Annotated in this window: 23 protein-coding genes; 13 read left to right on the top strand and 10 right to left on the bottom strand. The window is 65.9% G+C overall.

What is annotated here, in order from left to right; genetic code table 11:
- Window positions 1-29: 29 nt before the first annotated feature.
- Complete coding sequence (locus OE747_RS01815; protein ID WP_263826897.1) at window positions 30-1208, bottom strand: cytochrome P450; 1179 nt, start codon at window positions 1206-1208, stop codon at window positions 30-32.
- Window positions 1209-1256: 48 nt separating this feature from the next.
- On the opposite strand from OE747_RS01815, the gene OE747_RS01810 reads away from it, so the two are divergent.
- The 5 genes from OE747_RS01810 (at window position 1257) to OE747_RS01790 (ending at window position 7767) form a co-directional block, all read left to right on the top strand.
- Window positions 1257-2990 carry a sensor histidine kinase gene (locus OE747_RS01810; protein ID WP_263826896.1) on the top strand — a complete coding sequence of 578 codons (1734 nt, stop codon included), beginning with the start codon at window positions 1257-1259 and terminating at the stop codon, window positions 2988-2990.
- Window positions 2987-4216 (top strand): sigma-54-dependent transcriptional regulator, encoded by a 1230-nt coding sequence (locus OE747_RS01805; protein WP_263826895.1) that lies wholly within the window; start codon window positions 2987-2989, stop codon window positions 4214-4216. The genes OE747_RS01810 and OE747_RS01805 overlap by 4 nt, the downstream gene beginning before the upstream one ends.
- 331 nt (window positions 4217-4547) lie before the next feature.
- Window positions 4548-5549, top strand: coding sequence for a DctP family TRAP transporter solute-binding subunit (locus OE747_RS01800; protein ID WP_263826894.1), 1002 nt, complete (start codon window positions 4548-4550; stop codon window positions 5547-5549).
- Between the two features lie 81 nt (window positions 5550-5630).
- A complete protein-coding gene (locus tag OE747_RS01795; RefSeq protein ID WP_263826893.1) occupies window positions 5631-6326 on the top strand; it encodes a TRAP transporter small permease in 696 nt (231 codons plus the stop codon).
- Window positions 6327-6330: 4 nt separating this feature from the next.
- Window positions 6331-7767, top strand: a complete 1437-nt coding sequence (locus OE747_RS01790; protein WP_164130133.1) for a TRAP transporter large permease — start codon at window positions 6331-6333, stop codon at window positions 7765-7767.
- Between the two features lie 320 nt (window positions 7768-8087).
- Here the strand turns inward: OE747_RS01790 and tpiA are convergent, their stop codons facing one another.
- The 6 genes from tpiA to OE747_RS01760 all read right to left on the bottom strand — a co-directional run bounded on the left by tpiA (window position 8088) and on the right by OE747_RS01760 (window position 14508).
- Window positions 8088-8837, bottom strand: a complete 750-nt coding sequence (tpiA, locus tag OE747_RS01785; protein WP_263826892.1) for a triose-phosphate isomerase — start codon at window positions 8835-8837, stop codon at window positions 8088-8090.
- Window positions 8838-8925: 88 nt separating this feature from the next.
- Window positions 8926-9288: a HesB/IscA family protein gene (locus tag OE747_RS01780; RefSeq protein ID WP_263826891.1), complete on the bottom strand. Its 363-nt coding sequence runs from the start codon at window positions 9286-9288 to the stop codon at window positions 8926-8928.
- Between the two features lie 255 nt (window positions 9289-9543).
- Window positions 9544-9906: an SUF system Fe-S cluster assembly protein gene (locus tag OE747_RS01775; protein ID WP_263826890.1), complete on the bottom strand. Its 363-nt coding sequence runs from the start codon at window positions 9904-9906 to the stop codon at window positions 9544-9546.
- Window positions 9907-9979: 73 nt separating this feature from the next.
- Window positions 9980-11983, bottom strand: a complete 2004-nt coding sequence (locus OE747_RS01770) for a capsular polysaccharide biosynthesis protein (protein ID WP_263826889.1) — start codon at window positions 11981-11983, stop codon at window positions 9980-9982.
- A 3-nt stretch (window positions 11984-11986) separates the two neighbouring features.
- Window positions 11987-13069 (bottom strand): polysaccharide biosynthesis/export family protein, encoded by a 1083-nt coding sequence (locus tag OE747_RS01765; protein WP_404818286.1) that lies wholly within the window; start codon window positions 13067-13069, stop codon window positions 11987-11989.
- A gap of 146 nt (window positions 13070-13215) precedes the next feature.
- Window positions 13216-14508 carry a capsule biosynthesis protein gene (locus tag OE747_RS01760; protein ID WP_263826887.1) on the bottom strand — a complete coding sequence of 431 codons (1293 nt, stop codon included), beginning with the start codon at window positions 14506-14508 and terminating at the stop codon, window positions 13216-13218.
- A 173-nt stretch (window positions 14509-14681) separates the two neighbouring features.
- Between OE747_RS01760 and OE747_RS01755 the strand changes: the two genes are divergently transcribed.
- Window positions 14682-15269, top strand: a complete 588-nt coding sequence (locus OE747_RS01755; RefSeq protein WP_263826886.1) for a riboflavin synthase — start codon at window positions 14682-14684, stop codon at window positions 15267-15269.
- A 4-nt stretch (window positions 15270-15273) separates the two neighbouring features.
- On the top strand, window positions 15274-15846 hold the full coding sequence (locus OE747_RS01750) for a hypothetical protein (protein WP_263826885.1): 573 nt from the start codon (window positions 15274-15276) through the stop codon (window positions 15844-15846).
- Between the two features lie 287 nt (window positions 15847-16133).
- Here OE747_RS01750 and OE747_RS01745 read toward each other — a convergent pair whose 3' ends face one another.
- Window positions 16134-16658 carry a hypothetical protein gene (locus OE747_RS01745; RefSeq protein WP_263826884.1) on the bottom strand — a complete coding sequence of 175 codons (525 nt, stop codon included), beginning with the start codon at window positions 16656-16658 and terminating at the stop codon, window positions 16134-16136.
- Window positions 16659-16755: 97 nt separating this feature from the next.
- A complete protein-coding gene (locus tag OE747_RS01740) occupies window positions 16756-16908 on the bottom strand; it encodes a hypothetical protein (RefSeq protein WP_263826883.1) in 153 nt (50 codons plus the stop codon).
- 358 nt (window positions 16909-17266) lie between these two features.
- On the opposite strand from OE747_RS01740, the gene ribB reads away from it, so the two are divergent.
- Genes ribB through nusB form a run of 3 tightly spaced genes read left to right on the top strand, consistent with a single transcriptional unit; the run spans window position 17267 to window position 19393 of the window.
- Window positions 17267-18388, top strand: coding sequence for a 3,4-dihydroxy-2-butanone-4-phosphate synthase (ribB, locus tag OE747_RS01735; protein ID WP_263826882.1), 1122 nt, complete (start codon window positions 17267-17269; stop codon window positions 18386-18388).
- Window position 18389: 1 nt separating this feature from the next.
- Entirely contained in the window at window positions 18390-18941 is a 552-nt protein-coding gene (locus OE747_RS01730; RefSeq protein WP_263826881.1) for a 6,7-dimethyl-8-ribityllumazine synthase, read from the top strand.
- Window positions 18938-19393 (top strand): transcription antitermination factor NusB, encoded by a 456-nt coding sequence (nusB, locus tag OE747_RS01725; protein WP_263826880.1) that lies wholly within the window; start codon window positions 18938-18940, stop codon window positions 19391-19393. The genes OE747_RS01730 and nusB overlap by 4 nt, the downstream gene beginning before the upstream one ends.
- 158 nt (window positions 19394-19551) lie before the next feature.
- Here nusB and OE747_RS01720 read toward each other — a convergent pair whose 3' ends face one another.
- Window positions 19552-20325: a response regulator transcription factor gene (locus tag OE747_RS01720; RefSeq protein ID WP_263826879.1), complete on the bottom strand. Its 774-nt coding sequence runs from the start codon at window positions 20323-20325 to the stop codon at window positions 19552-19554.
- 96 nt (window positions 20326-20421) lie between these two features.
- Here OE747_RS01720 and OE747_RS01715 point away from each other — a divergent pair, with 96 nt between their 5' ends.
- From OE747_RS01715 to OE747_RS01705, 3 genes are all read left to right on the top strand, one after another.
- Window positions 20422-20724, top strand: coding sequence for a hypothetical protein (locus tag OE747_RS01715; RefSeq protein WP_263826878.1), 303 nt, complete (start codon window positions 20422-20424; stop codon window positions 20722-20724).
- A gap of 447 nt (window positions 20725-21171) precedes the next feature.
- Window positions 21172-21588, top strand: coding sequence for an HIT family protein (locus OE747_RS01710; RefSeq protein ID WP_263826877.1), 417 nt, complete (start codon window positions 21172-21174; stop codon window positions 21586-21588).
- 82 nt (window positions 21589-21670) lie between these two features.
- Window positions 21671-22609 (top strand): cation diffusion facilitator family transporter, encoded by a 939-nt coding sequence (locus OE747_RS01705; protein WP_263826876.1) that lies wholly within the window; start codon window positions 21671-21673, stop codon window positions 22607-22609.
- Window positions 22610-22621: the final 12 nt, after the last annotated feature.

The following is a 22621-nucleotide window of genomic DNA, read 5'->3' as shown; positions in this document are numbered from 1 at the left end:
GAGTATTTCAGGCGAAATGAAGGGGCAGGTCAGGCGGGATGGACGCGGAGCGCGCCGAGCCCGTGGAAGTGGTAACTGTTCGAGAAGGCGGGCGGTTCGGCCAGGCGCAGATGCGGGCAGCGGTCGAACAGGATCGGCAGGGCGAGGCGCATTTCCAACCGCGCGAGCGGCGCGCCGACGCAGAAATGCAGCCCGCCGCCAAAGCTGGTGTTGGTCTGGATCGGGCGGGCCGGGTCGAACCGGTCGGGATCGGGCCAGAGCGCCGGGTCACGGTTGGCGGCCCCCAGCAGCAGCGCCACTTGGTCGCCGCGGCGAAAGCTATGGCCCGCGATCTCGGCCTCGGTATAGGCGTAGCGGGTGAACATGTGCAGGGGCGGATCGAAGCGCAAGAGCTCCTCGATGGTGGTGTCGATACGGGCGGGGGTGAGCCATTCGGGCCCGGTGCCGGTGTCAAGCAGCGTGCGAATGCCGTTGCCGAGCGCATGCACCGTGGCCTCGTGCCCGGCGTTCAGGAGCAGGATGCAGGTGGCGATCAGTTCGTCGGGCGACAGCCGGTCGCCCTGTTCCTCGGCCGCGATCAACTGGGTGATCAGATCGTCGCCCGGGGCGCGGCGGCGGCTGTCTATATAGCCGCGCAGGAAGGCCGAGAAATCGGCGCTGGCGCGGGCGGCGGCCTCTTCCGTGATGCGCGAGCGGCCCGCCTGGTACATCGCCACCATCGCGTGCGACCAGTCCAGAAGCTGCGGCGCCATCGTCTCGGGCACCCCCAGCAGGCGGCAGATGGTGATCACCGGCACCTGGGTGCAATAGGCGCTGAGCAGGTCGACCTCGCCCGCTGGGAAATCGTCGATCAGGCGGTGGCAGAGCGCCTCGATCCCCGGGGCCAGATCGGCGATGGCGCGCGAGGTGAAGGCGCGCATCACCAGCGCGCGCAGCCTTGTGTGGCGGGGCGGTTCGGCCTCGAGCAGCGAGTGGCGTTCGACCATCAGCCAGGGGGCGAGGTGATCGGGGCCGGTGATCGGGGTCAGCGGCTCGCGCCCGAAGCGGCGGTCGCGCAGGAGGGCCGCCACACTGGCGTGGTCAAAGGCCGCGACCATGCCGTATTCGGCCCACAGATGCAGCGGCCCCGCCGCGCGGGCGCGGGCGTAGAACCGATAGGGGTTCTGGACAAAATCCGGGTCGGTGGGGGACTGGTTCAGGGTCTTCATGGCACTGCACCCTTGCCTTGGCGGCGCGCGGATGCAAGACCCTAGGATATGCGGCGCTGGTGGATCATCCTCGGCTTTCTGGCGGCGGTCGGCCTGATGGCGACCGGCGTCTGGTCCTATGGGCTACGCCAGGCGCTGGGGCAGCTGTCGCAGCGGGCCGAGGCCGATCTGGAGCTGGCCACCGACCGGCTGACCGCGCAGTTGCAGCGGTACCAGGAAACCGCCGTTCTCCTGGCCGATCACCCGGCGCTGGACGATCTGGGCACCAGAGAGGGGCAGCGGCGGGCACAGGCGCTGTTTCTGGATATCGCGGACAAGACATCGGCGTTGGAGGTCCTCTATGCCGATACCCGCGGGGCGGTGCGGGTCTCGGCGCGCGGCACGTCGTTTGGGGATGTGTCGCAGACAGGCTATTTCCGGCGCGCGCTGCATGGGGCGCTGGGCAGCGAACATGGCGTCCAGCATCCGCTGGACCAGCGCGCCTTTTACTATGCCGCGCCCGCATTCGGCCCCGATGGCAAGGTGCGCGGCGCAATGATCGTGGCGGTGGATATCGCGCATCTGGAATGGGATTGGCGCGGCAATACGCCAGCCGTGTTCTTTACCGATGCCTCGGGCGTGGTCTTTATCTCGAACCGGAGCGAGCTGTTGTGGTGGACCCGCCCGGCGGGTCAGCCGGGGCTGGTCCCTGCCAAGGGGCCGTCGCGGCCGTTCCAGGCGCGCTGGGTGGCCGGGCACGAGATCTGGCATCTGGACTGGGGGCCGTACCTGCCCAGGCGGGCGCTGCATCTGTCACGGGCGCTGCCGGTGATCGGCATGACCGGCGAGGTCGTGGTCGATATCGCCCCGGCGCAGCGGATCGCCTGGTTGCAGGCGGCGGCGGTGGCGGCGATCTGCCTGGCCTTTGGCGCCATGCTCTATCTCGCGACCGAGCGGCGCCGCACCCTGGCCGAGGCCAATCAGGTACTGGAAAGCCGGGTGGCGCAGCGGACACGGGCGCTGACGGCGGCCAACAGCGCACTGCGCCGCGAGGTGGCCGAGCGGCAGGAGGCCGAGGCGGCGCTGAAACGGGCGCAGGCCGAGCTGGTGCAGGCCGGCAAGCTGAGCGCGCTGGGCCAGATGTCGGCGGGGATCAGTCACGAGCTGAACCAGCCGCTGATGGCGATCCGGCAGTTCGCCGACAATGGCGCGGCCTTCCTGACGCGCGGGCGTCAGGACAAGGCGGGCGAGAACCTGACCCGGATCTCGGACATGGCGGCACGGATGGCGCGGATCATCAAGAACCTGCGCGCCTTTGCCCGCAACGAAAGCGAACCGATGAACCGGGTCGACCTGGCCCAGGTGATCGCCACCGCGATCGAGCTGACCGAAACCCGGATCGCGGCGGACGGGATCACCATGGACTGGCAACCGCCCGAAAGCCCGGCGCTGGCCTGGGGCGGCGAGGTGCGGCTGGTACAGGTATTCGTCAACCTGATCACCAATGCCGCCGACGCCATGTCAGCAACCCGGGACCGGCGCATCCGCATCCGGGTGGTCGAGGGCGCGCGGCTGATGGTCACCGTATCCGATAGCGGGCCGGGCATCGCCGACCCCGAGAAGATTTTCGAGCCCTTCTATTCCACCAAGGCGGTGGGCAGTTCCGAGGGGATGGGGCTGGGCCTGTCGATCTCTTACGGGCTGGTGCAGAGCTTTGGCGGCAATATCCGGGGCGAGAACTCGGGCGAGGGCGCGACCTTCACCGTGGAACTGGAACGTTACAGAGAGGATGAGGCGGCATGATCCGCAAGGTTCTGTTGGTCGATGACGATGCCGCCGTGCGCGAGGCGCTGAGCCAGACGCTGGAACTGGCCGAGTACGAGGCGGTGACGGCAGGGTCCTTCGTGGCGGCCAAGGACCATATCACGCCCCGGTTCGAAGGCGTCATCGTGTCCGACATCCGGATGCCGGGGCGGGACGGTTTTCACCTCTTGAACTACGCGCGCGAGACCGATCCGGAACTGCCGGTGATCCTGCTGACCGGCGAGGGCGATATCCCGATGGCGGTCAAGGCGATGGGCGAGGGCGCGTTTGATTTCCTGGAAAAACCCTGTGCCGCCGCCGATCTGCTGGCGGTGATCGGGCGCGGCATCGGGGCGCGGGCGCAGGTGCTGGAGACCCGCGCGCTGAAACGGCAGCTCGAACGCGGCGATCCGGCGGCGCGGCTGCTCTTCGGCAGCTCGCCGCAATCCGAGGCGCTGCGCGAGCGGGTGCGTACGGTGGCCCCGACGCTGGCCGAGGTGCTGGTGACCGGGCCTGCGGGCAGCGGCATCTCCAAGGTGGCAGAGGTCATTCACCTGATGTCGCCGCGCGCACAGGGGCCGTTCCTGAAACGGCCCGCTGCGGGGTTGGACGCGGCCGAGTTCACCCGGCTCTGCAAGGACGCGGCCGAGGGATCGGTGTTCCTGGACGAGGTCTCGGCCCTGTCGCAGGCCAGCCAGTACGCGGCGCTGGAACAGATCGAACAGGGCAGGGGCGCGCGGCTCTTGGCGGGCACCACCGCCGATCTGGCCGCGCTGGTAGAGCAGGAGCGGTTCAACGCCGATCTGTTCTATCGCCTCGAAGGGATGCGGGTGCGCATCCCCTCGCTGGCCGAGCGGCCCGAGGATATCCCGGTGATCTTCCGCCACTATGTGGTGCAGGCGGCGGAGCAGGCGGGCATCCCGGTGCCCGAAGTCACGCCCGATTTCCTGGCGGCGCTGATGGCGCAAAGCTGGCCGGGCAATGCGCGGTCACTGATGTCGGCGGCGATGCGGTTCGTTCTGGGCATGCCCGAGGAGGTGGCCGAGGCTGCCGAACTGGGGCTGAGCGAGCAGATGGCGCGGGTCGAACGCTCGCTTTTGATCGCGGCGCTGGGGCGGCATAACGGCCATGCCTCGGAGGCGGCGCAGGCGCTGAAACTGCCGCGCAAGACCTTCTACGACAAGCTTGCCCGCTATGGCATCAAGCCCGAGACTTACCGGCGCTGACGGATCGGGCTGGGGCGCGCGGAAGAAAACTCGACGAGTTTTCTTCCGCGCCCGACTCACCGGGTCCAGGCGATTCGCCCTGCTTGTGCGGAAATCCGCACAGGGCCGGATCAGGCTGTGCGGATTTCCGCACAGACGCGTGAACGGAGTTGATGAGTCCCTCACTGATCTTTCCTCAACCATCTGAAATCAGGTCATAAAACACCACCCTTGGCCCTGATGCGACTATTTGTTGAGCGTAACGTGACGAATCGCTTCACTGCCCGCCATGCGGTGCCTTGAGGAAGGCGCCCAGAGGAGCACAACCAAGAATTTCGGGAGGAGACCGAATATGAAATTCCTGACCACCGCTGCAACCGCGCTGGCGCTGAGTGTGACCGCAGGGGCCGCCCTGGCCAGCTGCGAAGAGGGCGAGATCGTCGTCAAGTTCGCGCATGTGACCAACACCGACAAGCACCCCAAGGGCATTGCTGCCTCGCTGCTGGCCGAGCGGGTGAATGCCGAGATGAACGGCACGATGTGCATGGAGATCTATCCGAACTCCACGCTCTACAACGATGACCAGGTGCTTGAGGCGATGTTGCAGGGCAACGTCCAGTTGGCCGCGCCGTCGCTGTCGAAATTCGAGACCTTCACCAAGCAGTTCCAGATTTTCGACCTGCCCTTCATGTTCAAGGACATCGCGGCTGTCGACGCGTTCCAGAAGTCGGAAACCGGCCAGGCGATGAAGGAATCGATGGTGCGCCGTGGCCTCTTGGGCCTCGAATTCTGGCACAACGGCATGAAGCAGATGTCGGCCAAAAAGCCGCTGATGACGCCGGATGATGCCAAGGGTCTGAAATTCCGCGTGCAGCCGTCCGACGTGATCGTGGCACAGATGGAAGCACTGGGCGCCAGCCCGCAGCCGATGGCCTTCTCCGAGGTCTATGGCGCGCTCCAGACCGGCGTTGTCGACGGGCAGGAGAACACCTGGTCCAACATCTACGGCCAGAAGTTCTTTGAGGTGCAGGACGGCATCACCGAGACCAACCATGGCATCATCGACTATCTCGTGGTGACCTCGGTCGACTGGATGGACAGCCTGGATCCGGCGGTGCGCGAGCAGTTCACCACCATCCTGAGCGAGGTGACCGACGCGCGGAACGCCGCCGTGGGCGACGTCGACGCCGCCGCCCGCCAGTCGGTGCTGGATGCTGGTGGTGTGATCCGCGAACTGACGCCCGAACAGCGCCAGATGTGGGTCGATGCGATGAAACCGGTCTGGGACAAGTTCGAGGACGGTATCGGCGCCGACAACATCGCCAAGGCGCAAGAGTTCAACAACGCCAGCTGATAAGCCTGGCAGGGCGGCCCGGATCCCGGGCCGCCCGTTCCCTGTCCACACGGACATCATCCCATCTTTCGGAGAATGATCATGTCTCGTCCGTCGCATGACGTGACCGGCCAGTCGGAGTCCGCCTTCGGTCGCGTGATTAACAATTTCGAGGAGACCGCCATCGCCGTCATCCTCGGCCTGATGACCCTGCTCACCTTCATCAACGTGGTTCTGCGCTATGTCTTCAACAGCTCGCTGATCTGGGGGCTCGAAGTGGTGCTGATCCTGTTCGCCTGGCTGGTGATCTTCGGCGTCAGCTACTGCGTCAAGGTGACGGCCCATCTGGGGGTCGACGTGGTCATCAACCTGCTCAATCCCAGCGGCCGCAAGGTGATGGCGCTGCTGTCGGGCCTGTGCTGCATCCTCTATGGCATCATGCTGTTCAAGGGGTCGTGGGACTATTGGGCGCCCTTCGCCGCGCTGCAACCGACCGAGGGCCGCTGGTTCCCGCTGGGCTTTACCGAAGGGGTGCGCGACCGGGCGTTCTATGTCACCGACCAAGTGCCGATGCTCGAAATCTTCCGCTGGCTGGAACCGCTGATCAACTACGGCGAGGAATACGAGAAACTGCCGCGGGTGATCCCCTATTTCATCCTGCCCTTCGGCACGGCGCTGCTGCTGTTCCGCTTTGTGCAGGCCACGCTGGGCGTGCTGCGCGGGTCCCGCGAAAGCCTGATCGTGAGCCACGAGGCCGAAGACGCGGTGGCCGAAGCTGCCGCCCTGAACAAGGACTGATCCGATGGATGTCGTCATTCTTTTCACGATGGTCGTGGGCTTTCTGCTGATCGGCGTGCCGATTGCGGTGTCGCTGGGCCTCAGCTCGATCATCTTCCTCTTGGCCTTCTCGGACACTTCGCTGGCCTCGATCGCACAGAGCTTTTACCAGGCGATGGCAGGCCACTACACGCTCCTGGCCATTCCCTTCTTCATCCTGGCCTCCAGCTTCATGTCCACCGGTGGCGTGGCCAAGCGGATCATCCGCTTCTCCATCGCCTGCGTCGGCCACCTGCGCGGCGGCCTGGCGATTGCGGGCGTCTTTGCCTGCATGCTGTTCGCGGCGCTGTCGGGCTCGTCGCCCGCGACCGTGGTCGCCATCGGCACCATCGTCATCGCGGCGATGCGGCAGGCGGGTTATACCCGTGACTTCGCCGCTGGCGTGATCTGTAACGCCGGTACGCTTGGCATCCTGATCCCGCCGTCCATCGTGATGGTGGTCTATGCCTCGGCCACCGATGTCAGCGTCGGCCGGATGTTCCTGGCGGGCGTCATTCCGGGTATCCTGGCGGGCCTCATGCTGATGATCACCATCTATGTGATGGCGGTGATGCGCGGCATGCCCAAGGGCGAATGGCAGGGCTGGGGTGAAGTTGGCGCCTCGTTCCGCGACGCGTTCTGGGGGCTGATGCTGATCGTGATCATCATGGTCGGGATCTATGGCATCCCGGGGATCACGGGGGCGATCTTTACCCCCACCGAAGCGGCGGCGGTGGCGTCGATCTATGCCTTCATCATCGCAATGTTCGTCTATCGCGACATCGGTCCGCTGCGTCCCCGCGAGGCGCGCAGCCTTTCGGCGGCCGCCGTCACCGACGGCTCGGTCGAGCCACGGCCGCTGTCGCTGTTGGACAAGCCGCAGGCGCTGATCACCGCCTTCTTTCACCGCGACACCCGTGACACGCTGTTCGATGCGGGCAAGCTGACCATCACGCTGATGTTCATCATCGCCAACGCGCTGATCCTCAAGCATGTGCTGACCGACGAGCAGATCCCGCAGCATATCGCTGGCGCGATGCTGGATGCCGGTTTCGGCCCGGTGATGTTCCTGGTGATCGTGAACGTGATCCTGCTGATCGGCGGTCAGTTCATGGAACCCTCGGGCCTCATCGTGATCGTGGCGCCGCTGGTGTTCCCGATCGCCATCGAGCTGGGCATTGACCCGATCCACCTGGGCATCATCATGGTGGTGAACATGGAGATCGGCATGATCACGCCGCCGGTCGGTCTGAACCTGTTCGTCACCTCGGGTGTGGCCGGTATGCCGATGATGTCGGTGGTGCGCGCGGCGCTGCCCTTCCTTGCGGTCCTGTTCGTCTTCCTGATCATGGTGACCTATATTCCGCCGCTCTCGACCTTCCTGCCCAATTCGCTGATGGGGCCGGAGATCATCATCAAGTAGCGGCCGGATCAGACAACAGAGAACGCCGGGCAGGGGAACCTGCCCGGCGTTTTGCGTTGTGATTCAATCGGCTGACTTTTCGAAGTGGCTACAGAAGGTTCGTTCCTGGCTTGAAAGAGGGCCATGGGCGTGACGCGCTGAATATGCTCCGCCGGATCGCGTGCGATCCGGTTCGCGCCCGACCCGCCCCCAAGGCGGGCGCGAACCTCTGTTGCGCACAATATCCACCCAAGGTCACAACCTGACCAGCAGCTTGGTTGTTCGGGCTGATGGATCGAAAGCGCCCCTGCTCCAAGTCCTCGAAAGACGTCTCCGCTGGCTCAGGCTTGTTCCAGCGCGCGGATGATCGGCGAGAAATCGGCCGCATTCAGGCTGGCACCGCCCACCAGCGCACCGTCGACATTGGACACGGCAAAGATCTCGGCCGCGTTTCCAGGTTTCACCGAGCCGCCATAGAGCAGGCGGATGGCGGACCCGGTCTCGGCGCCAAAGCGGCCAAGAAGCTGGCCGCGCAGCGCGTCATGCACCTCGGCGATCTGTTCCAGCGTCGGCACCTTGCCGGTGCCGATGGCCCAGACCGGTTCATAGGCGACCACCACCCGGGCACCGTCGATCCCGTCAGGCAGGGACGCGGCCAACTGGCCGCAGACCACGTCCAGCGTCTGGCCCGCTTCGCGTTGCTCAAGCGTCTCGCCGATGCAGACCACCGCCATCAGCCCGGCCTCGAGCGCGGCGCGGGTCTTGGCGCAGACCTGCGCGTCGGTCTCGGCGTGATCGGCGCGGCGTTCGGAATGGCCCAGGATCACGGCGCGGGCGCCCGCGTCGGCCAGCATCGCGGCGCTGATGTCGCCGGTATGCGCGCCCGAGGTTTCGGCATGGCAATCCTGCCCGCCAAGGTCAACGGCGCTGTCCGCCAGCGCGTGCGCCGCGCGCGACAGGAGCGTGGCGGGCGGGCAGATCAGGATATCGACAGACGGGGCGGGATGGGCGGCGGCGATGGCCTCAAGCGCGCCCAGAGCCGCGCCGGTGCCGTTCATCTTCCAGTTGCCTGCCGCCAGTTTCCGCCGCATGTCCTGCCTCCTGCCCATCCATTGTTCAAACGTCGCAACCGGATAACACCGGCAGGCGGACAAGACAATCTGGCAGGGGCAAAAGGGATCAGGCCTTGCCGAGGCTTTCGTCGAACTTGATCGATTCGCCGCAACCGCAGGCGTCGACCACATTGGGGTTCTTGAACTTGAACCCCGCCTCGAGCAGCGAGACCTCGTAGTCGATCTCGGTGCCAAAGAGGAACATCTGCGCCATCGGCGCGATCAGCACCCGGGCGCCGTCCTGTTCGACCACCTCGTCATGCGGGTCGGCCTGGTCGACATAGTCCATGGTGTATTCCATGCCGGCGCAGCCGCCTTTCTTGACGCCGATGCGCAGGCCGGAATGGCCGCCCTTGGTCATCAGGCGGGCGATCTGGGCGGCTGCCCTGGGGGTCATCGTCACGGCCTGTTTGCCGGGAATGCCGAACATGAGGGTCTCCGTTGTCGCGCGTTGTCTTTAATCTAGGGCCGGGGTGGGGTTGGCTCAAGGGGGTTGGTCGGGAAAGGGCCGTTCCTGCAAAGGAACGGCCCGGCCGGAAGGATCGGGGCTTGGGGTCAGCGGCGATCCGGGCCGGGTGTTTGGGGATGGGGAACAGGCACCGGCCGGCACGCGCAGGCTGGCCCAGGCTTGTAACGGGGGCATGACGGGGGCGCGAAGCTTTTCCAACTCTCCCGCCCGGGACCGTCACATGAAGCCCAGTTCCAGCCGCGCCTCGTCCGACATCATCTCCATGCCCCAGGGCGGATCCCAGGTCATTTCGACATCAACCGATTTGACACCGGGAACGGATTCGACCGCTGCGACCACCCAGCCCGGCATCTCGCCCGCCACCGGACAGCCCGGCGCGGTCAGCGTCATGATGATGCGCACGTCGCTTTCGGGCGAGATCTCGACGGTATAGATCAGGCCGAGCTCAAAGATATTCACAGGGATTTCCGGATCATAGACCGTGCGGCAGGCCTCGACCACCGGGTCATAGAGCGGGTGGTTGACGGTCGAGGGCGCAATCAGCGGCGCGCCTTCCATGGGTTCTGTCGCGTGGGTCATCAGTCTCTCTCGCCGTTTCCTGAGTGTTTATATAGGAAAACCGAAGGGGGCGTCCAGTGGGGCAGGCGCGGTATCAGCGCCACAGATGGGCATAGGTGGCAAACAGCCCCTGAAGCTTGCTCAACAGCCGGTTGGCGGCGCCGGGGTGGCGGATATCGCCCGAAGACAGCCGCTCGACCGCCAGTTCGACCGGGCAGGGGCGCCCGGTGCGCGGGTCCCAGTAGCGGGGATAGTCGATCAGCGCCGCATGCACCAATCCGGCCAGATCGGGGCGCGCCTGGCGGCGGGCGGGCACCGGGCCCAGATCGCGGCTCAGGCCCCAGCCCGCGTAGAACGGCGCGCCCAGCGTGGTCACCGGCACGCCGCGCAACAGCGCCTCGAACCCCAGAAGCGAGGTCATCGTCCAGACCTCGTTCACATGCGCAAGGAGCGCGGCCGGATCGGCCGCGCGCGCCACCACATCGGCCAGCCCCTCGGCCTCGATTTCACCGCTGCGCAATCCGGCCTCCACATCGGGGTGCGGCTTGTAGACGATCACCGCCTGCGGATTTGCGGCGCGCACCGCACGCAGCAGATCAAGGTTGGTGCGCACCTCGCCCGCGCCGGCGCGGATCGAGGCATCGTCCTCCACCTGTCCCGGCACCAGGATGCGGTGCCCGGACGGCAGCTCGGGCAGGGCGCCGCCCAGGTTGTACTTGCTGACCCCCGCCCGCGTCAGGCGGTCGATCAGCTGTTCGGCGCGGCGGCGCTGGTCGGTGCGCAGGGTCGCGCGCGCGGCGATCAGGTGCTCCATCCGGCTGGGCCGGGTCGGATCGTAATAGATGCCCAGATCGTCGGTCACCAGCGACAGCGGCGGCACCAGTTCCGCGCCCAGCCCGCGCGAGCGCAGGAACCCGTCCTCGACCCGCACGGCGGGGGCGTCGGGATCGGCCTTGGCCGCCCAGACCATATGCGGGCGCGGATCGTCCGGGGCGGGGGTGTCGGTGAAGCTCACCTTGCCGTACCGCCCGAACATCCGCCGGAGCGGCTTGCGCTTCCACAGCCGCATGCCGCCCGCCGTCCAGCCGGCGCGGTCCTGCCGCCAGGCCCGCACCTCCGCCTCAAGCGTGTCGAGCACGGTTTCCAGCTCGCAGAGCCGGTCGCGGTGCGGATCGTACCAGGTGGGATAGAGGATCATCGCGGCGGCAAACAGCTGCGCCCGCGTCAGGCGGCGTTGCCGGCGCGGCACCAGGTGTTCGTCCAGGCTCAGCCCCCAGCCCGCGTAGAACGGCTGGCCAAAGACACGCGGCTTGTGCCCGGCCAGGATCGCCTCGAACCCCAGTTGCGAGGACAGCGTATAGACCCCCACCGCGCCGTCGAGCAGCGCCCAGGGGCTGACAGGCGCATCATAAAGGCTGACCCGCGCGCTGACATCACCCGCGCCGTAATAGCCGGGGCGGAACCCGGCGGCGGTTTCAGGATGGGTCTTGATCAGCACCCGCGCGCCGGGGTGCTCCTCTTGCGCAAAGACCAGCATCTCGCGAAACAGCGCATCGGTGCCCTTGCTGGCGGTGACCGAGGCGTCGCCGCGGGTCTGGTCGACCACCAGAACATAGCCCGGCTCGGGTGGCGTCAGGCCGGGGTCGGTGGCGGAGTATTTGCTCAGGTGGCTGTCGCGGATGCGCGCCATGGCATCGCGCGCCCGGTTCAGCAGCGCGGTATCGTCCAGCGGGTGGCGCGCCAGCAGCTGCTCCAGATCACTGGGCGTCGTGGGGTCGAAATGCACGCCCGCCCGGTCGAGCAGCAGGCCCAGCGGCGGTTCGCCCGCCCGGCCGGGAAAGAGTGAGCGCAGGAACGCGTCCTCGACCCGGAGCAGGGGCGCCGCGCGTCGCGCGGCGACCGCCAGGCCCCGATGGGCGGTGGGGCTCATGCCCCAGACGCCGACCAGATCGCCCTCGACGGGCAGGCCCAGCCGGATGTCGTATCCGGCCAGCGACAGGATACGCCGCATCCGTGACTGGGTCAGGAAACCGCCGTTATAAACGAACAGCCGGGAGCGGTCGCCCCCGGCTGCCCGGTTCGTGCCATCGGGCGACATGCGTCAGCCGCCGGCGATCGTTTGCAGGTTGGCCAGCGGCGTCAGGCCGCCGGAGATGAGCGAGATGGTCTTGGTCCACTGGGCATAGGGCGCCTCGGTGACATAGAGCGTATCCTCGTCCCGGATCACGAAATCGCGGGCGATGAACAGCCCGTTGGGCTCGGTCAGGTTCAGCACATAGACCATGCGCTGCGCGCCCTGCAGGTCGTCGCGGCCCAGCACCTGGCCCGCGATCTCGGCCGGTTCGTTGCGGAACACAAAGACGCCGGTCGGGTCCGAGGCCGCCGAAATCAGGCCGCCCACCTGCGCGATGGCCTCAAGCGCCGACAGATCCTGGGTCTCGAAGGGGACGCGGGCCTGGGTGCTGGTCGCCCCCAGCGCGGTGAACGAGCGGGTGTCCTCCTCGACAAGGATGCGGTCGCCGCCGCGCAGGGCGATGTCCAGTTCCGGGTAATTGAACAGGTCCTGATACCAGACCTTGCCCTGCTGGTTGCCGCGGATCACGGTAACCTCGGCAATCTCGGGCTGGATGGTGACGCCGCCCGCCTGCGCCAGCATGGCCGTCAGCGTGCGGGTCGGACGTTCGATCGGATAGACGCCCTGACCGCCCACCGCGCCGGTCAGCGACACGGTCGAGCCGTCGCCCGCCAGCCGGCGCACCTGCACCTGCGGGTCCGGCGTCTGTTCCTCGAGCTTGGCCGTGATCGCCTCGCGCAGCTGGTCGGGCGTGTTGCCCGAGGCGCGCAGGCGTCCGGCATAGGGCACAAAGATGAAACCGGCACTGTCGACCTGCACCTCTTCGAGGATGGTGGCATTGGTGCCTTCGCTGGCCAGCAGCCCGTCATCGACGTTTTCCCAGACCGTCAGGCCCAGCACATCACCGGGCCGGATCGTGTCCGAGGTCAGGGCGGAGGCGTTCTTGAATGCGTCCGAGAACCCCAGTGCAGGAACCACGGCGGTGGCGCGGGTCACCCGGTCGTTGACGGCGACGATAAACGCATCGCCTTCCTTCTGCACCGAACCGGCAAAGATTTCCCGCTTGTTGGGGCCGACTTTCGGCAAGGAACAAGAGGCCGCGACAGACATCGCAGCCAGCACGGCGACAGGCTTCGCCCAGCGGACGGGGTTAAGTTTCACTGCTCGGTCTCCTCGACCTTGTATGTTTCTGCCTCGGTTTTTTTCACAAGCTATCGGAATCCGGATGAAAAATCCAGTACCAGGAGTTGTGTCGTTCAGTTGACCAATCGCAACTGTTGCCTTGGTGCCGCTTTTCCCGATTTGAGCGCATCATAGGGGTCTTCGCGTGACAACATCATGTCGACCACCTGTCGCAAAAGCTGCCGGCGCCCCTTGCGGGAATAGAAACCGCCGGGCAGCTGGCTGGTCTCCAGCAGATAGCGGCGGTACTCCTTGTAGGCGCGGCCGTCGGGGCGGTCGGCGGCGGCAAAAAAGTCGGCCACCGGCTGGGTCGAGACAAATTCCGGCTTGTCGTAGACCGCGCGGCCAAACACCTTGAGCGGGATGCCGCGCCACAGCACCTGCTGACCGGCGGTCGAGTTCACGGTGACGGCACTGCGCGCATCGTTCAAAAGCTGCGCCAGCTTGCCGCCGCGCACGTAATGCACCCGGCCTTTCAACCCGTGCTGGCGGGCCAGCCGCCGCACCTCGCGCCGGAGCGGCACGCGGCCATCCTCCAGCGGATGCGCCTTGACCACCAGGTGGTGATGCCGTGGCGCGCCCTTGGCAAAGCCGTCGAAGATCTCGGCCAGGAAATCGGTCATCGAGGCAAAGGGCGAATGCATCCGGAACGAGCTGTCATGTTCCAGCTGCAACAGCGCCAGGTGATAGGGAAACCCCCCATTGCGGATGCGCGCGGTGGCCAGCATCCGCTCCACCGCCAGCACCGGCATCAGCAAGAGCCGTTGCAGGTAGAGCAGGAACTCCTTGGTCACCGGCAGGTCGCGATGCGGCCTGAACCGGCGATAGCCCTGATTGGTGAACATGACGAACCAGTGATAGAGCGCGCCGTAAAAGATGTGCTGGCGCATGTCGCCCCAATGGGCGGGCGGCAGCGGCGTTTCCATGTCCGACAGCGCCAGCGCCTCGCGCATGTCCGCGATCGACATGTCCATCAGCCGCGAGTTGCCGTTCGAGCCGCCGCGTTCATAGGTGACCCAATAGGGCCGCAGATAACCTTCCTCGAACACATGGATGCCCAGACCCCGCGCCCGCGCGGTGGTCACAGCGGCGGCATGGATGGGGCGGGTATCGCCATAAAGCACGATATCGGTCACGCCCTTGGCCTCCAGCAGATCGGCCAGCGCCGCGGGCCAATCCTCATGCGCGCCCTTGTAGGGAATATAGCTTCGCGTATGGAACCAGAAGGCCCGGTCGCCCGAGTTGAAGCCGACGCGCCAGACCTCGGCCCCCGCCGCGCGCAGCATGCGGCCGAGCGCGTCAAAGAACGGTCCATGAGGCCCCTGCAGAAACAGGAACACCCGCCTGGTCTGGGTCTGGTTCGGCATCTGCGGTCCTTCTCCGTCTGCGCCTGCCCAAATTCGCGGCATTCCCGTCATCCTGCATGATCATTCGGGCCAAACTATGACCCGGACGGGGCAGGCGGGCAAGCATCGGGGCTTGTCCGCCGCGAAACACAGCGTTACGTCAGGGGCGGGCATACAAGCGCGGAGTAAGGAACATGTTCACCGGCATCGTGACCGACATCGGCACCGTGGTCGAGCTGGAGCAGCGCGGCGACCTGCGGGCGCGCATCCGCACCGCCTATGATACCGGGCGCATCGACATCGGCGCCTCGATCGCCAGCGACGGTGTCTGCCTGACGGTGATCGCGCTGGGCGCCGACTGGTACGATGTCGAGGTCAGCGCCGAGACCGTGTCCAAGACCAACCTCGGGAAGTGGACCGTCGGCAAGCGGCTGAACCTCGAACGCGCGCTCAAGGTGGGCGACGAGTTGGGCGGCCATATCGTGTCGGGCCATGTCGATGGCGTGGCCGAGGTGGTTTCGGTCACACAAGAGGGCGACAGCACGCGGGTCCGCTTCCGCGCCCCGCATGCGCTGGCGCGGTTCATCGCGCCCAAGGGCTCGGTGGCGCTGAACGGCACCTCGCTGACGGTGAACGAGGTCGAGGGCGACGAATTCGGCATCAACCTGATCCCGCACACCAAAGAGGCGACCACCTGGGGTGATGTCCGCGCGGGCGACCTCGTGAACCTCGAGATCGACACTCTCGCTCGCTATGTGGCGCGCCTCGCCGAGGCGGGCTAGGACCATGGCGGGGCTCGGGCACAATGGCGGGCCGTCGATGGAGCCGGGACAGGTCTGGCGCACCCATGCCTGGCGGCAGGCGCAAAAGGCGCTGATGCCCAATGCCATCCCGATGCTGGTGCTGAAAATGCGCATGAGCCGCGCCGCCGAACTGGGCATGGACTATCGCACCTACGCAAAGGTGCGCCAGTATTCCGGTCAGGATATCATGGGCCTCCTGTTTTCGTCGAACGCGCTGCGCATCTTCGGCTCGGGCGGCGAGATGCCCGAGGCCGAGGCACGAACGCTGGCGCAGGTCCGCAATGCCCGCCGGCTGGCGCTGGTGCATCCGCCCGCCGCCCCGTCCAGCGTGCTGGCCGCCACAAGGGCGCTGGAGGATGCCGCCCGCGCGCCGCGTCTGGTCGACAGCTGGTCCGAGATGCGCGCCCGCGTGCAGGGGTTGATCCAGACGCAGCGCTTGCCGGGCTCGGCGGTGCTGGTGATCGGCGACACGCCGCTCGAGACCGAATGGGTCGCCGCAGGCCGTGCCGCGGGCTATCTGCCCTCGGCCGAATACTTCCGCCACCAGGCCGTCTAGAGCTCCTGTCCCGCCCCTTCATTTCGCCCAAAATACTCCGGGGGAGTCGCGCAAGGCGCGGCGGGGGCAGCGCCCCCTTTGACTTGCCTACCGGATCAGGCGGCGCTCCCGCCCCCTGGCGCCGCATCGCAGATGCGCCCCCAGGCGTTGGGCTGGGCGCGGGGCGGTCCCGGGCGCCAGAGGCGCCCGCGCGACACCCGCGCGCGCGACACAACGTTCGCCCCTGTCTGCCTATGGCGTCCCGGCATTGACACATCCGGTGCACTAAACGCGCAAGGCCGGGGAGATTATTGCGAGGCCTCGACCACACCGCCAGTCGAAACGAAACGACCGGTTTCCGACCAGACATAGGCGGCATAGCAGGGCTCGGCGGTGACGTCACAATTTGCGCCATGTTGCGGCAGCAGCAGGACCGGCCGGTCCGGGCGGCTCTGCGGGGTGACGATCATCGCGGCATAGGCAAGAAATTCAAACCGGCTATAGCCGCCATCGGGCTGTGAGACGAAGAGGTGGACATAGCTCCCGCCCGTGCCGCCGCTGAACATCGTGGCAGAGCTGGAGCAGGAAAATCGCCATTCCTCGACAATCGGGTCGGTGATGCCGTCGCCGTTGAAATCGGCGGTGCGGCTGACGGCCTCCGCCGGGGCGTCGAAGGCGCCGTTCTCAAACCCGGTGCAGCGGACGCGCAGCGTTTCGACGAAATCCGCATAGGTGTCGGAGAATGTCGCCGGGGTCTGGGCTGAAACTGGCGCTGAAACCGGGGTGGTGGCGAAGCCAGCCAAAAGCAATACCGGAAAAAGACGTTTCTTCATGGAACCTGCCTTTCGAACGCAGTTTTGACAGGAGAGTGATGAGGCGGTCGTCGCGCGGTGTTGCGGCTTGCCGTGCGCATCTGTTTCAACGCGCCTGCTACGACAGTTCCCAATACCACAACGCATCCGGTGTCGTCTTCAACAACTTCGCAGAGGCGCCAAGCGCCTCGGGCTCTGCGTCGTCCCGTTCCATGAGCAGATCGGAGGTTACGCCCTGTCCGTCGACGATACGGGGGATGGGCAGGGCCACGTCACCTGCCTTCGACCGGGAGACAAGGTTCCTCTGGCCGCCGTATGCTTGCTCTCAAGAACGCGCCGCCGCCTTCCCGCTTCCTTCTGGTGGAACGTGCTCGCGTAAAGCCCGACGGGGGCAGCGCCCCCTCTGACCCGCCCACGAGATCAAGGTGGCGCTCCCGCCCCCTGGCGCCGCATCGCAGATGCGCCCCCAGGCGTTGGGCCGGGCGCGGGGCCGTCCCGGGCGCCAGAGGCGCCCGCGCGACACCCGCGCAACGCCGCGTCCCGCCCCCTGCTTGCCGTTTGTGTACTGGCATTCGCGCGCCGGGTGGTCTATCTGCGCAAACAGACCAAGACAGCTGAAAGGCCGCCCCATGAGCTTTGAAACGCCCGGACCCGTCGAGGCCCGCCTGCGCGACGCGATCAGTCCGATCGAGGAGATCATCGAGGAGGCGCGCAAGGGCCGGATGTATATCCTGGTCGATCACGAGGATCGCGAGAACGAGGGCGACCTGTGCATCGCCGCCGAGTTTGCCGATGCCGCCGCGATCAACTTCATGGCCACCCATGGGCGCGGGCTGATCTGCCTGCCGATGACCGCCGAGCGGATCGACCGTCTGGGCCTGCCGATGATGGCGGTGAACAACTCGTCGCGGCACGAGACCGCCTTTACCGTCTCGATCGAGGCGCGCGAGGGCGTGTCGACCGGTATTTCCGCCGCCGACCGGGCGCTGACCGTGGCTACCGCGATCAACGAGCAGAATACCATGGCAAGCCTGGCCACGCCGGGCCATGTCTTTCCGCTGCGCGCCAAGCGGGGCGGGGTGCTGGTGCGTGCCGGCCATACCGAGGCGGTGGTGGATATCTCGCGTCTGGCCGGGCTGAACCCCGCGGGCGTGATCTGCGAGATCATGAAGGAAGACGGCACCATGGCCCGCCTGCCGGACCTGGTCGATTTCGCCGAGCGGCACGGGATGAAGATCGGCACCATCAGCGACCTGATCTCCTATCGCGCCCGCAACGACAACCTGGTGGACGAGACCGCCCGCAGCACCGTCACCTCGGAATATGGCGGCGCGTGGGAGATGCGCATCTTTACCGACCAGACCCACGGCATCGAACATGTGGTGCTGGTCAAGGGCGACATCTCGACCCCCGAACCGGTGCTGACCCGCACCCATGCGCTGCACGAGGCCTCGGACGTGCTGGGCCTTGGCCCCAAGCCGACCCAGGAACTGCCCCGCGCGATGGAGAAGATCGCCGCCGAAGGGCGCGGCGTCGTCTGTCTGTTCCGGCAGCCGCGCAACGCGCTTTATGCCAGCGACGAGGATGGCGTGCGCACCATCAAGCAGACCGGTCTGGGCGCCCAGATCCTGTCCAAGATGGGCCTGCACGAGCTGATCCTGCTCACCGACTCGCCGCAAACCAAATATCTCGGGCTCGACGCCTATGGCCTCTCCATCGTCGGCACCCGCCCCATTCTGAAGGACGCCTGATATGGCCGGACATGAAACCCATTACATCCTGCCGCGCCCCGAATTCGACAAGCCGGTGAAACTGCTGATCGTGGTGGCGCCCTATTACAAGGACATCGCCGACAATCTGGTCGCCGGCGCCAAGGCCGAGATCGAGGCCGTCGGCGGCAGCTGGGAGCTGGTCGAGGTGCCCGGTGCGCTCGAGGTGCCCACCGCCATCGCCATGGCCGACCGGATGTGCAATTTCGACGGCTACGTGGCGCTGGGCTGCGTGATCCGGGGCGAGACGACGCATTACGATACCGTCTGCAACGACAGCTCCCGCGCGATCCAGCTGATGGGGCTTCAGGGCGCCTGCATCGGCAACGGCATCCTGACGGTCGAGAACCGCCCCCAGGCCGAGGTGCGCGCCGATCCGGCGGCGATGAACAAGGGCGGCGGCGCCGCCGCCGCGGCCTTGCATCTGATCGCGCTCAGCCGTAAATGGGGCGCTTCGACCAAGGGCGTGGGGTTCAAGCCGCTGTCCGAGTCGATCCTCCTGGCAGACAAAGGCAACGGAACCGCGTCCGCATGACCAAGAAACGGCAGATGAAATCGGCGGCCCGGCTCTATGCGGTGCAGGCCCTGTTCCAGATGGAGCATTCCAGCCAGACCGTCGAGACGGTGGTGAACGAGTTTCTCGATCACCGCTTCGGCGCGGTCTATGACGGCGACGAGATGGCCGAGGGCGACACCGACCTGTTCCGTAAGCTGGTCGATGGCGCGGTCAACAACCAGGCACTGATCGACCAGATGACCGACCGGGCGCTGGTGGCGAAATGGCCGATCTCACGCATCGACCCGACGCTGCGCGCGCTGTTCCGCGCCGCCGGTTCGGAACTGACGCAAAGCGACACGCCCCCCAAGGTGGTGATCACCGAATTTGTGGATATCGCCCGCGCATTCTTCCCCGAAGGGCGCGAGACCAGCTTTGTCAACGCCGTGCTCGACCATATGGCACGCGAGGCCCGGCCCGAGGCGTTCTGAACGCAACCGCAGGATTTCCCATAAAAAGACGCGGCGCCATCCCCAGATTGCGCCGCGCCTTGAACAGGAAATTTCTCGATGAAAAGTCCGGGCGCCACCACTCACTGTAGAAACCCGGCCCCCTGACGCTAGCGGATCGTGGCCGGCCGCGAAACCTATCACTTCCGATAGGTGGGCTCGCTCAGCAGCCCCATTTTCACCGCCCGCACCAGCGCCGCCTCGCGGGTCGGAGCGCGTAGCTTGTCGCGCGCCGATTTCAGATGCGTGCGCACGGTGATCTCGCTGATCCCCAGCGTCTCCGAAATCTGCTCGTTGCGCAGACCGTTGGCCAGCAGGTGCAGCACCTCGCGCTCGCGGCGCGACAGCGGCGCGGTGGTGCCCAGGATCGGCGCCAGATCGTGACCCGCGGTCTGGCTTTCTTCGACCCCGGGGCCAAGATTGGTGGCCAGAACGGTGGCCAGGATGCGCATGCCGCTTTCCTGTTCGGTCATCCAGCTTTCGGCCTCGGCATGATCGGTGAACAGCGCCACCAGCATTGCGGTATTGCCGGGGCAGGGGACCACCAGGCTGAACACATGCTGATAGCCGTGCTCGACCAGCCCGGAATAAAGCGCCGTCGCCGTGGCCGAGTTGGATTGCAACAGACGCCGGCCCGAATCGATATACAGGCTGTCGGGCCCCTGTACCGTCTGCGCCAGAACCAGATCGGCATCGGAATAACCACCCTCGGCATAGATCTTCAGCCATTGCGGCGTCATCGAGCTGCGCGCCCAGTGCAGGATGCCCGTCTTTGGCGTGAACTGCCCCATGTTCACGGCGCGAAAGCCGAATGCGCCCAGCCGCTCGACCGCGTGATCCCAGCGTTCGGCATCGTCGAACAGGTAAGACAGGCTCTCAAGCAGATCGAGGGCAAATTTGCTGATGTTTTGCATTCAGACTCCGGCATACATTGTCGCAGTCTTTACGATCTGCCCTGTATTCTGGATCATTCTGCGCTAGAATCCTTGTGGAAAACAGGGAGTTTGGCCATGCCACAGCTGATCCGTCTCTACGTCACCCAGGTTCTTGTCGGGTTTGCGCTTGCCGCTGTGTTTGTCGCCGGGCTGATCTGGCTCGATATCGCCGGGCTCAAGGGACTGATCGCGCGCTCCGATTTGGCGCTTCTAGCGGTGTTCATGCTGTGGTTCATGAACGGCATCGTCTTTGCCGGGGTGCAATTCGCGTGGAAAGTCATGAGCCTGGCCGAAACCGACGAGGGGCCGCGCGGCGGCAGCGCCGTCTCCGATCTGCGTCCCGCACCCGTCCGGCAAGAGGCGGCGCGGCGCGGCTGATCGGTGGTGCGGCGGGAACCACCAAGTTTCGACCGTGCGGTTCGATTCCCGAGGACCTGTATGTACAGGTGGGCGCCAGGTAATCAGGCCAGGACCTGAACAGAGCCAGCCCCCTCGGAAATGTTTAAGGCCACCGGAATGCTACCTGTCACGAGAAGGGCAGAACCCGCCGCCGACATAAGTAGGGCCGCCACAAGGCACGTGCAAGAGGGATCGGAAGACAGGTGACCGCCTTGCCCGACAACCGGCGAGATGCCGCCCCGCCGGACGCTCGGTTTCGAGGGGGCGAAGGCGCCCTCCGGCGCCTCTCGGTCGCGTACAAAACGGTCAATTCCCCCTGGAAGCCGGGTACAAAACGGTCAGTTTGCCGTACAAACCTGCGGCTTGACCATGCCGGGCGCCTCGCCCACAACTCTCGTCAACGGTTTGACAGAACGGATACCCGACATGGCCTATGATCCCGACAATATCTTTGCCCGCATCCTGCGCGGCGAGATCCCCGCGACCCGCGTTTACGAAGATGAAGACACCCTTGCCTTCATGGACATCATGCCGCGGGCCGACGGGCATCTGCTGGTGATCCCCAAGACGCCCTGCCGCAACGTGCTGGACGCCAGTCCCGCGCAATTGGCTGCGGTGATGAATACGGTGCAGAAGCTCAGCCATGCGGTGATGAAAGCCTTTGATGCCCAGGGGGTTACCCTGCAACAGTTCAACGAGGCCGTGGGCGGGCAGGAGGTGTTTCACCTGCATTTCCACGTGCTGCCCCGGCACGAGGGCATCCGGCTGCGCCCGCCCGGACAGATGGGTGACATGGCGCTGATCGCCGAACAGGCCGAGAAGATTCGCGCCGCGCTGGATTAAGAAAATTGGGGCCCGCCCCTTGAACCTACAGCGGCTGTAGCCCCTAGCTGTGGATGCGAACCACAATTGGGACCGCATCCTCATGCCGCACGATCACCACCACCATCAGCACCATCACCACCACCACATCGACCCCGCCGCAGGCGACGCCCGCGTCGCCTGGGCCATTGCCGTGAACATGGCCCTGACCTTTGTACAAATCGCAGGCGGCCTGCTCTCCGGCTCCCTCGCCCTCATCGCCGACGCGCTCCATAACTTCTCGGATGCGGTGGCGCTGATCATTGCCTTCTTTGCCCGCAAGATCGCCCGCAGACCCGCCGATGACAGGATGAGTTTCGGCTATGGGCGGGTCGAGGTGGTGGCCGCCCTGGTCAATTACACGACCCTTGTGGTCCTTGCTTTTTACCTTATTTACGAAGGGGTTATGCGGTTTCTGGAGCCGCAGCCGATTGACGGTTGGCTGGTGGTCTGGGTTGCCGTCGTCGCCTTGGTCGTCGACCTGGTGACGGCGGCGCTGACCTGGTCGCTGTCGAAGAATTCGATGAACATCCGGGCCGCGTTCCTGCACAACGTGGCCGACGCGCTGGGCTCGGTCGCGGTGATCGTCGCGGGGGCCGCAGTCATCTGGTTCGGCTGGACCTGGGTCGATCCCCTGGTGACCCTGATGATCGCTTTGTACATTCTCTGGCATGTCCGCGCCGAAGCCGGCGCCGCAATTCAGGTCCTTATGCTCGGCACCCCCCCGGGCCTCGATCCCGAACGCGTGGCGAGCTATGTGGAGAGCGTCGAAGGGGTGCAGGCGGTACATTATGTACATGTGTGGAGCCTCCAGGAAAACACCGCCGCCTTGACCGCGCATCTGGTGATCGCACCGGGCGCCTGGTCGCGGGCGGATGCGATCAAGTCCCGGGTCAAGGCCGGTCTTGAACAAGAATTTTCCATTGGACAAACGACGTTAGAGGTGGAATGCGCGGCTCATGCCTGTGCCTGTCCGGCCCGGATAGGCAGCGGTTCCGCTTGAACGGTGCTCCAG

Source organism: Ruegeria aquimaris, from assembly GCF_025751555.1.
GTDB lineage: Bacteria > Pseudomonadota > Alphaproteobacteria > Rhodobacterales > Rhodobacteraceae > Ruegeria_B > Ruegeria_B aquimaris.
The sequence above is the reverse complement of the archived record's forward strand: the minus strand, read 5'-3'. Positions and strand labels throughout refer to the sequence as shown.

Coding starts and splice junctions, on each gene's coding strand:
- OE747_RS01705 (WP_263826876.1), top strand. CDS start 21,671: ATGCCGCACGATCACCACCACCATCAGCACCATCACCACCACCACATC.
- OE747_RS01795 (WP_263826893.1), top strand. CDS start 5,631: ATGTCTCGTCCGTCGCATGACGTGACCGGCCAGTCGGAGTCCGCCTTC.
- OE747_RS01770 (WP_263826889.1), bottom strand. CDS start 11,983: ATGTCGCCCGATGGCACGAACCGGGCAGCCGGGGGCGACCGCTCCCGG.
- OE747_RS01710 (WP_263826877.1), top strand. CDS start 21,172: ATGGCCTATGATCCCGACAATATCTTTGCCCGCATCCTGCGCGGCGAG.
- OE747_RS01755 (WP_263826886.1), top strand. CDS start 14,682: ATGTTCACCGGCATCGTGACCGACATCGGCACCGTGGTCGAGCTGGAG.
- OE747_RS01720 (WP_263826879.1), bottom strand. CDS start 20,325: ATGCAAAACATCAGCAAATTTGCCCTCGATCTGCTTGAGAGCCTGTCT.
- OE747_RS01750 (WP_263826885.1), top strand. CDS start 15,274: ATGGCGGGGCTCGGGCACAATGGCGGGCCGTCGATGGAGCCGGGACAG.
- tpiA (WP_263826892.1), bottom strand. CDS start 8,837: ATGCGGCGGAAACTGGCGGCAGGCAACTGGAAGATGAACGGCACCGGC.
- OE747_RS01775 (WP_263826890.1), bottom strand. CDS start 9,906: ATGACCCACGCGACAGAACCCATGGAAGGCGCGCCGCTGATTGCGCCC.
- OE747_RS01805 (WP_263826895.1), top strand. CDS start 2,987: ATGATCCGCAAGGTTCTGTTGGTCGATGACGATGCCGCCGTGCGCGAG.
- OE747_RS01815 (WP_263826897.1), bottom strand. CDS start 1,208: ATGAAGACCCTGAACCAGTCCCCCACCGACCCGGATTTTGTCCAGAAC.
- OE747_RS01800 (WP_263826894.1), top strand. CDS start 4,548: ATGAAATTCCTGACCACCGCTGCAACCGCGCTGGCGCTGAGTGTGACC.
- OE747_RS01765 (WP_404818286.1), bottom strand. CDS start 13,069: ATGTCTGTCGCGGCCTCTTGTTCCTTGCCGAAAGTCGGCCCCAACAAG.
- ribB (WP_263826882.1), top strand. CDS start 17,267: ATGAGCTTTGAAACGCCCGGACCCGTCGAGGCCCGCCTGCGCGACGCG.
- OE747_RS01760 (WP_263826887.1), bottom strand. CDS start 14,508: ATGCCGAACCAGACCCAGACCAGGCGGGTGTTCCTGTTTCTGCAGGGG.
- OE747_RS01780 (WP_263826891.1), bottom strand. CDS start 9,288: ATGTTCGGCATTCCCGGCAAACAGGCCGTGACGATGACCCCCAGGGCA.
- OE747_RS01730 (WP_263826881.1), top strand. CDS start 18,390: ATGGCCGGACATGAAACCCATTACATCCTGCCGCGCCCCGAATTCGAC.
- OE747_RS01790 (WP_164130133.1), top strand. CDS start 6,331: ATGGATGTCGTCATTCTTTTCACGATGGTCGTGGGCTTTCTGCTGATC.
- OE747_RS01745 (WP_263826884.1), bottom strand. CDS start 16,658: ATGAAGAAACGTCTTTTTCCGGTATTGCTTTTGGCTGGCTTCGCCACC.
- OE747_RS01715 (WP_263826878.1), top strand. CDS start 20,422: ATGCCACAGCTGATCCGTCTCTACGTCACCCAGGTTCTTGTCGGGTTT.
- OE747_RS01810 (WP_263826896.1), top strand. CDS start 1,257: ATGCGGCGCTGGTGGATCATCCTCGGCTTTCTGGCGGCGGTCGGCCTG.
- nusB (WP_263826880.1), top strand. CDS start 18,938: ATGACCAAGAAACGGCAGATGAAATCGGCGGCCCGGCTCTATGCGGTG.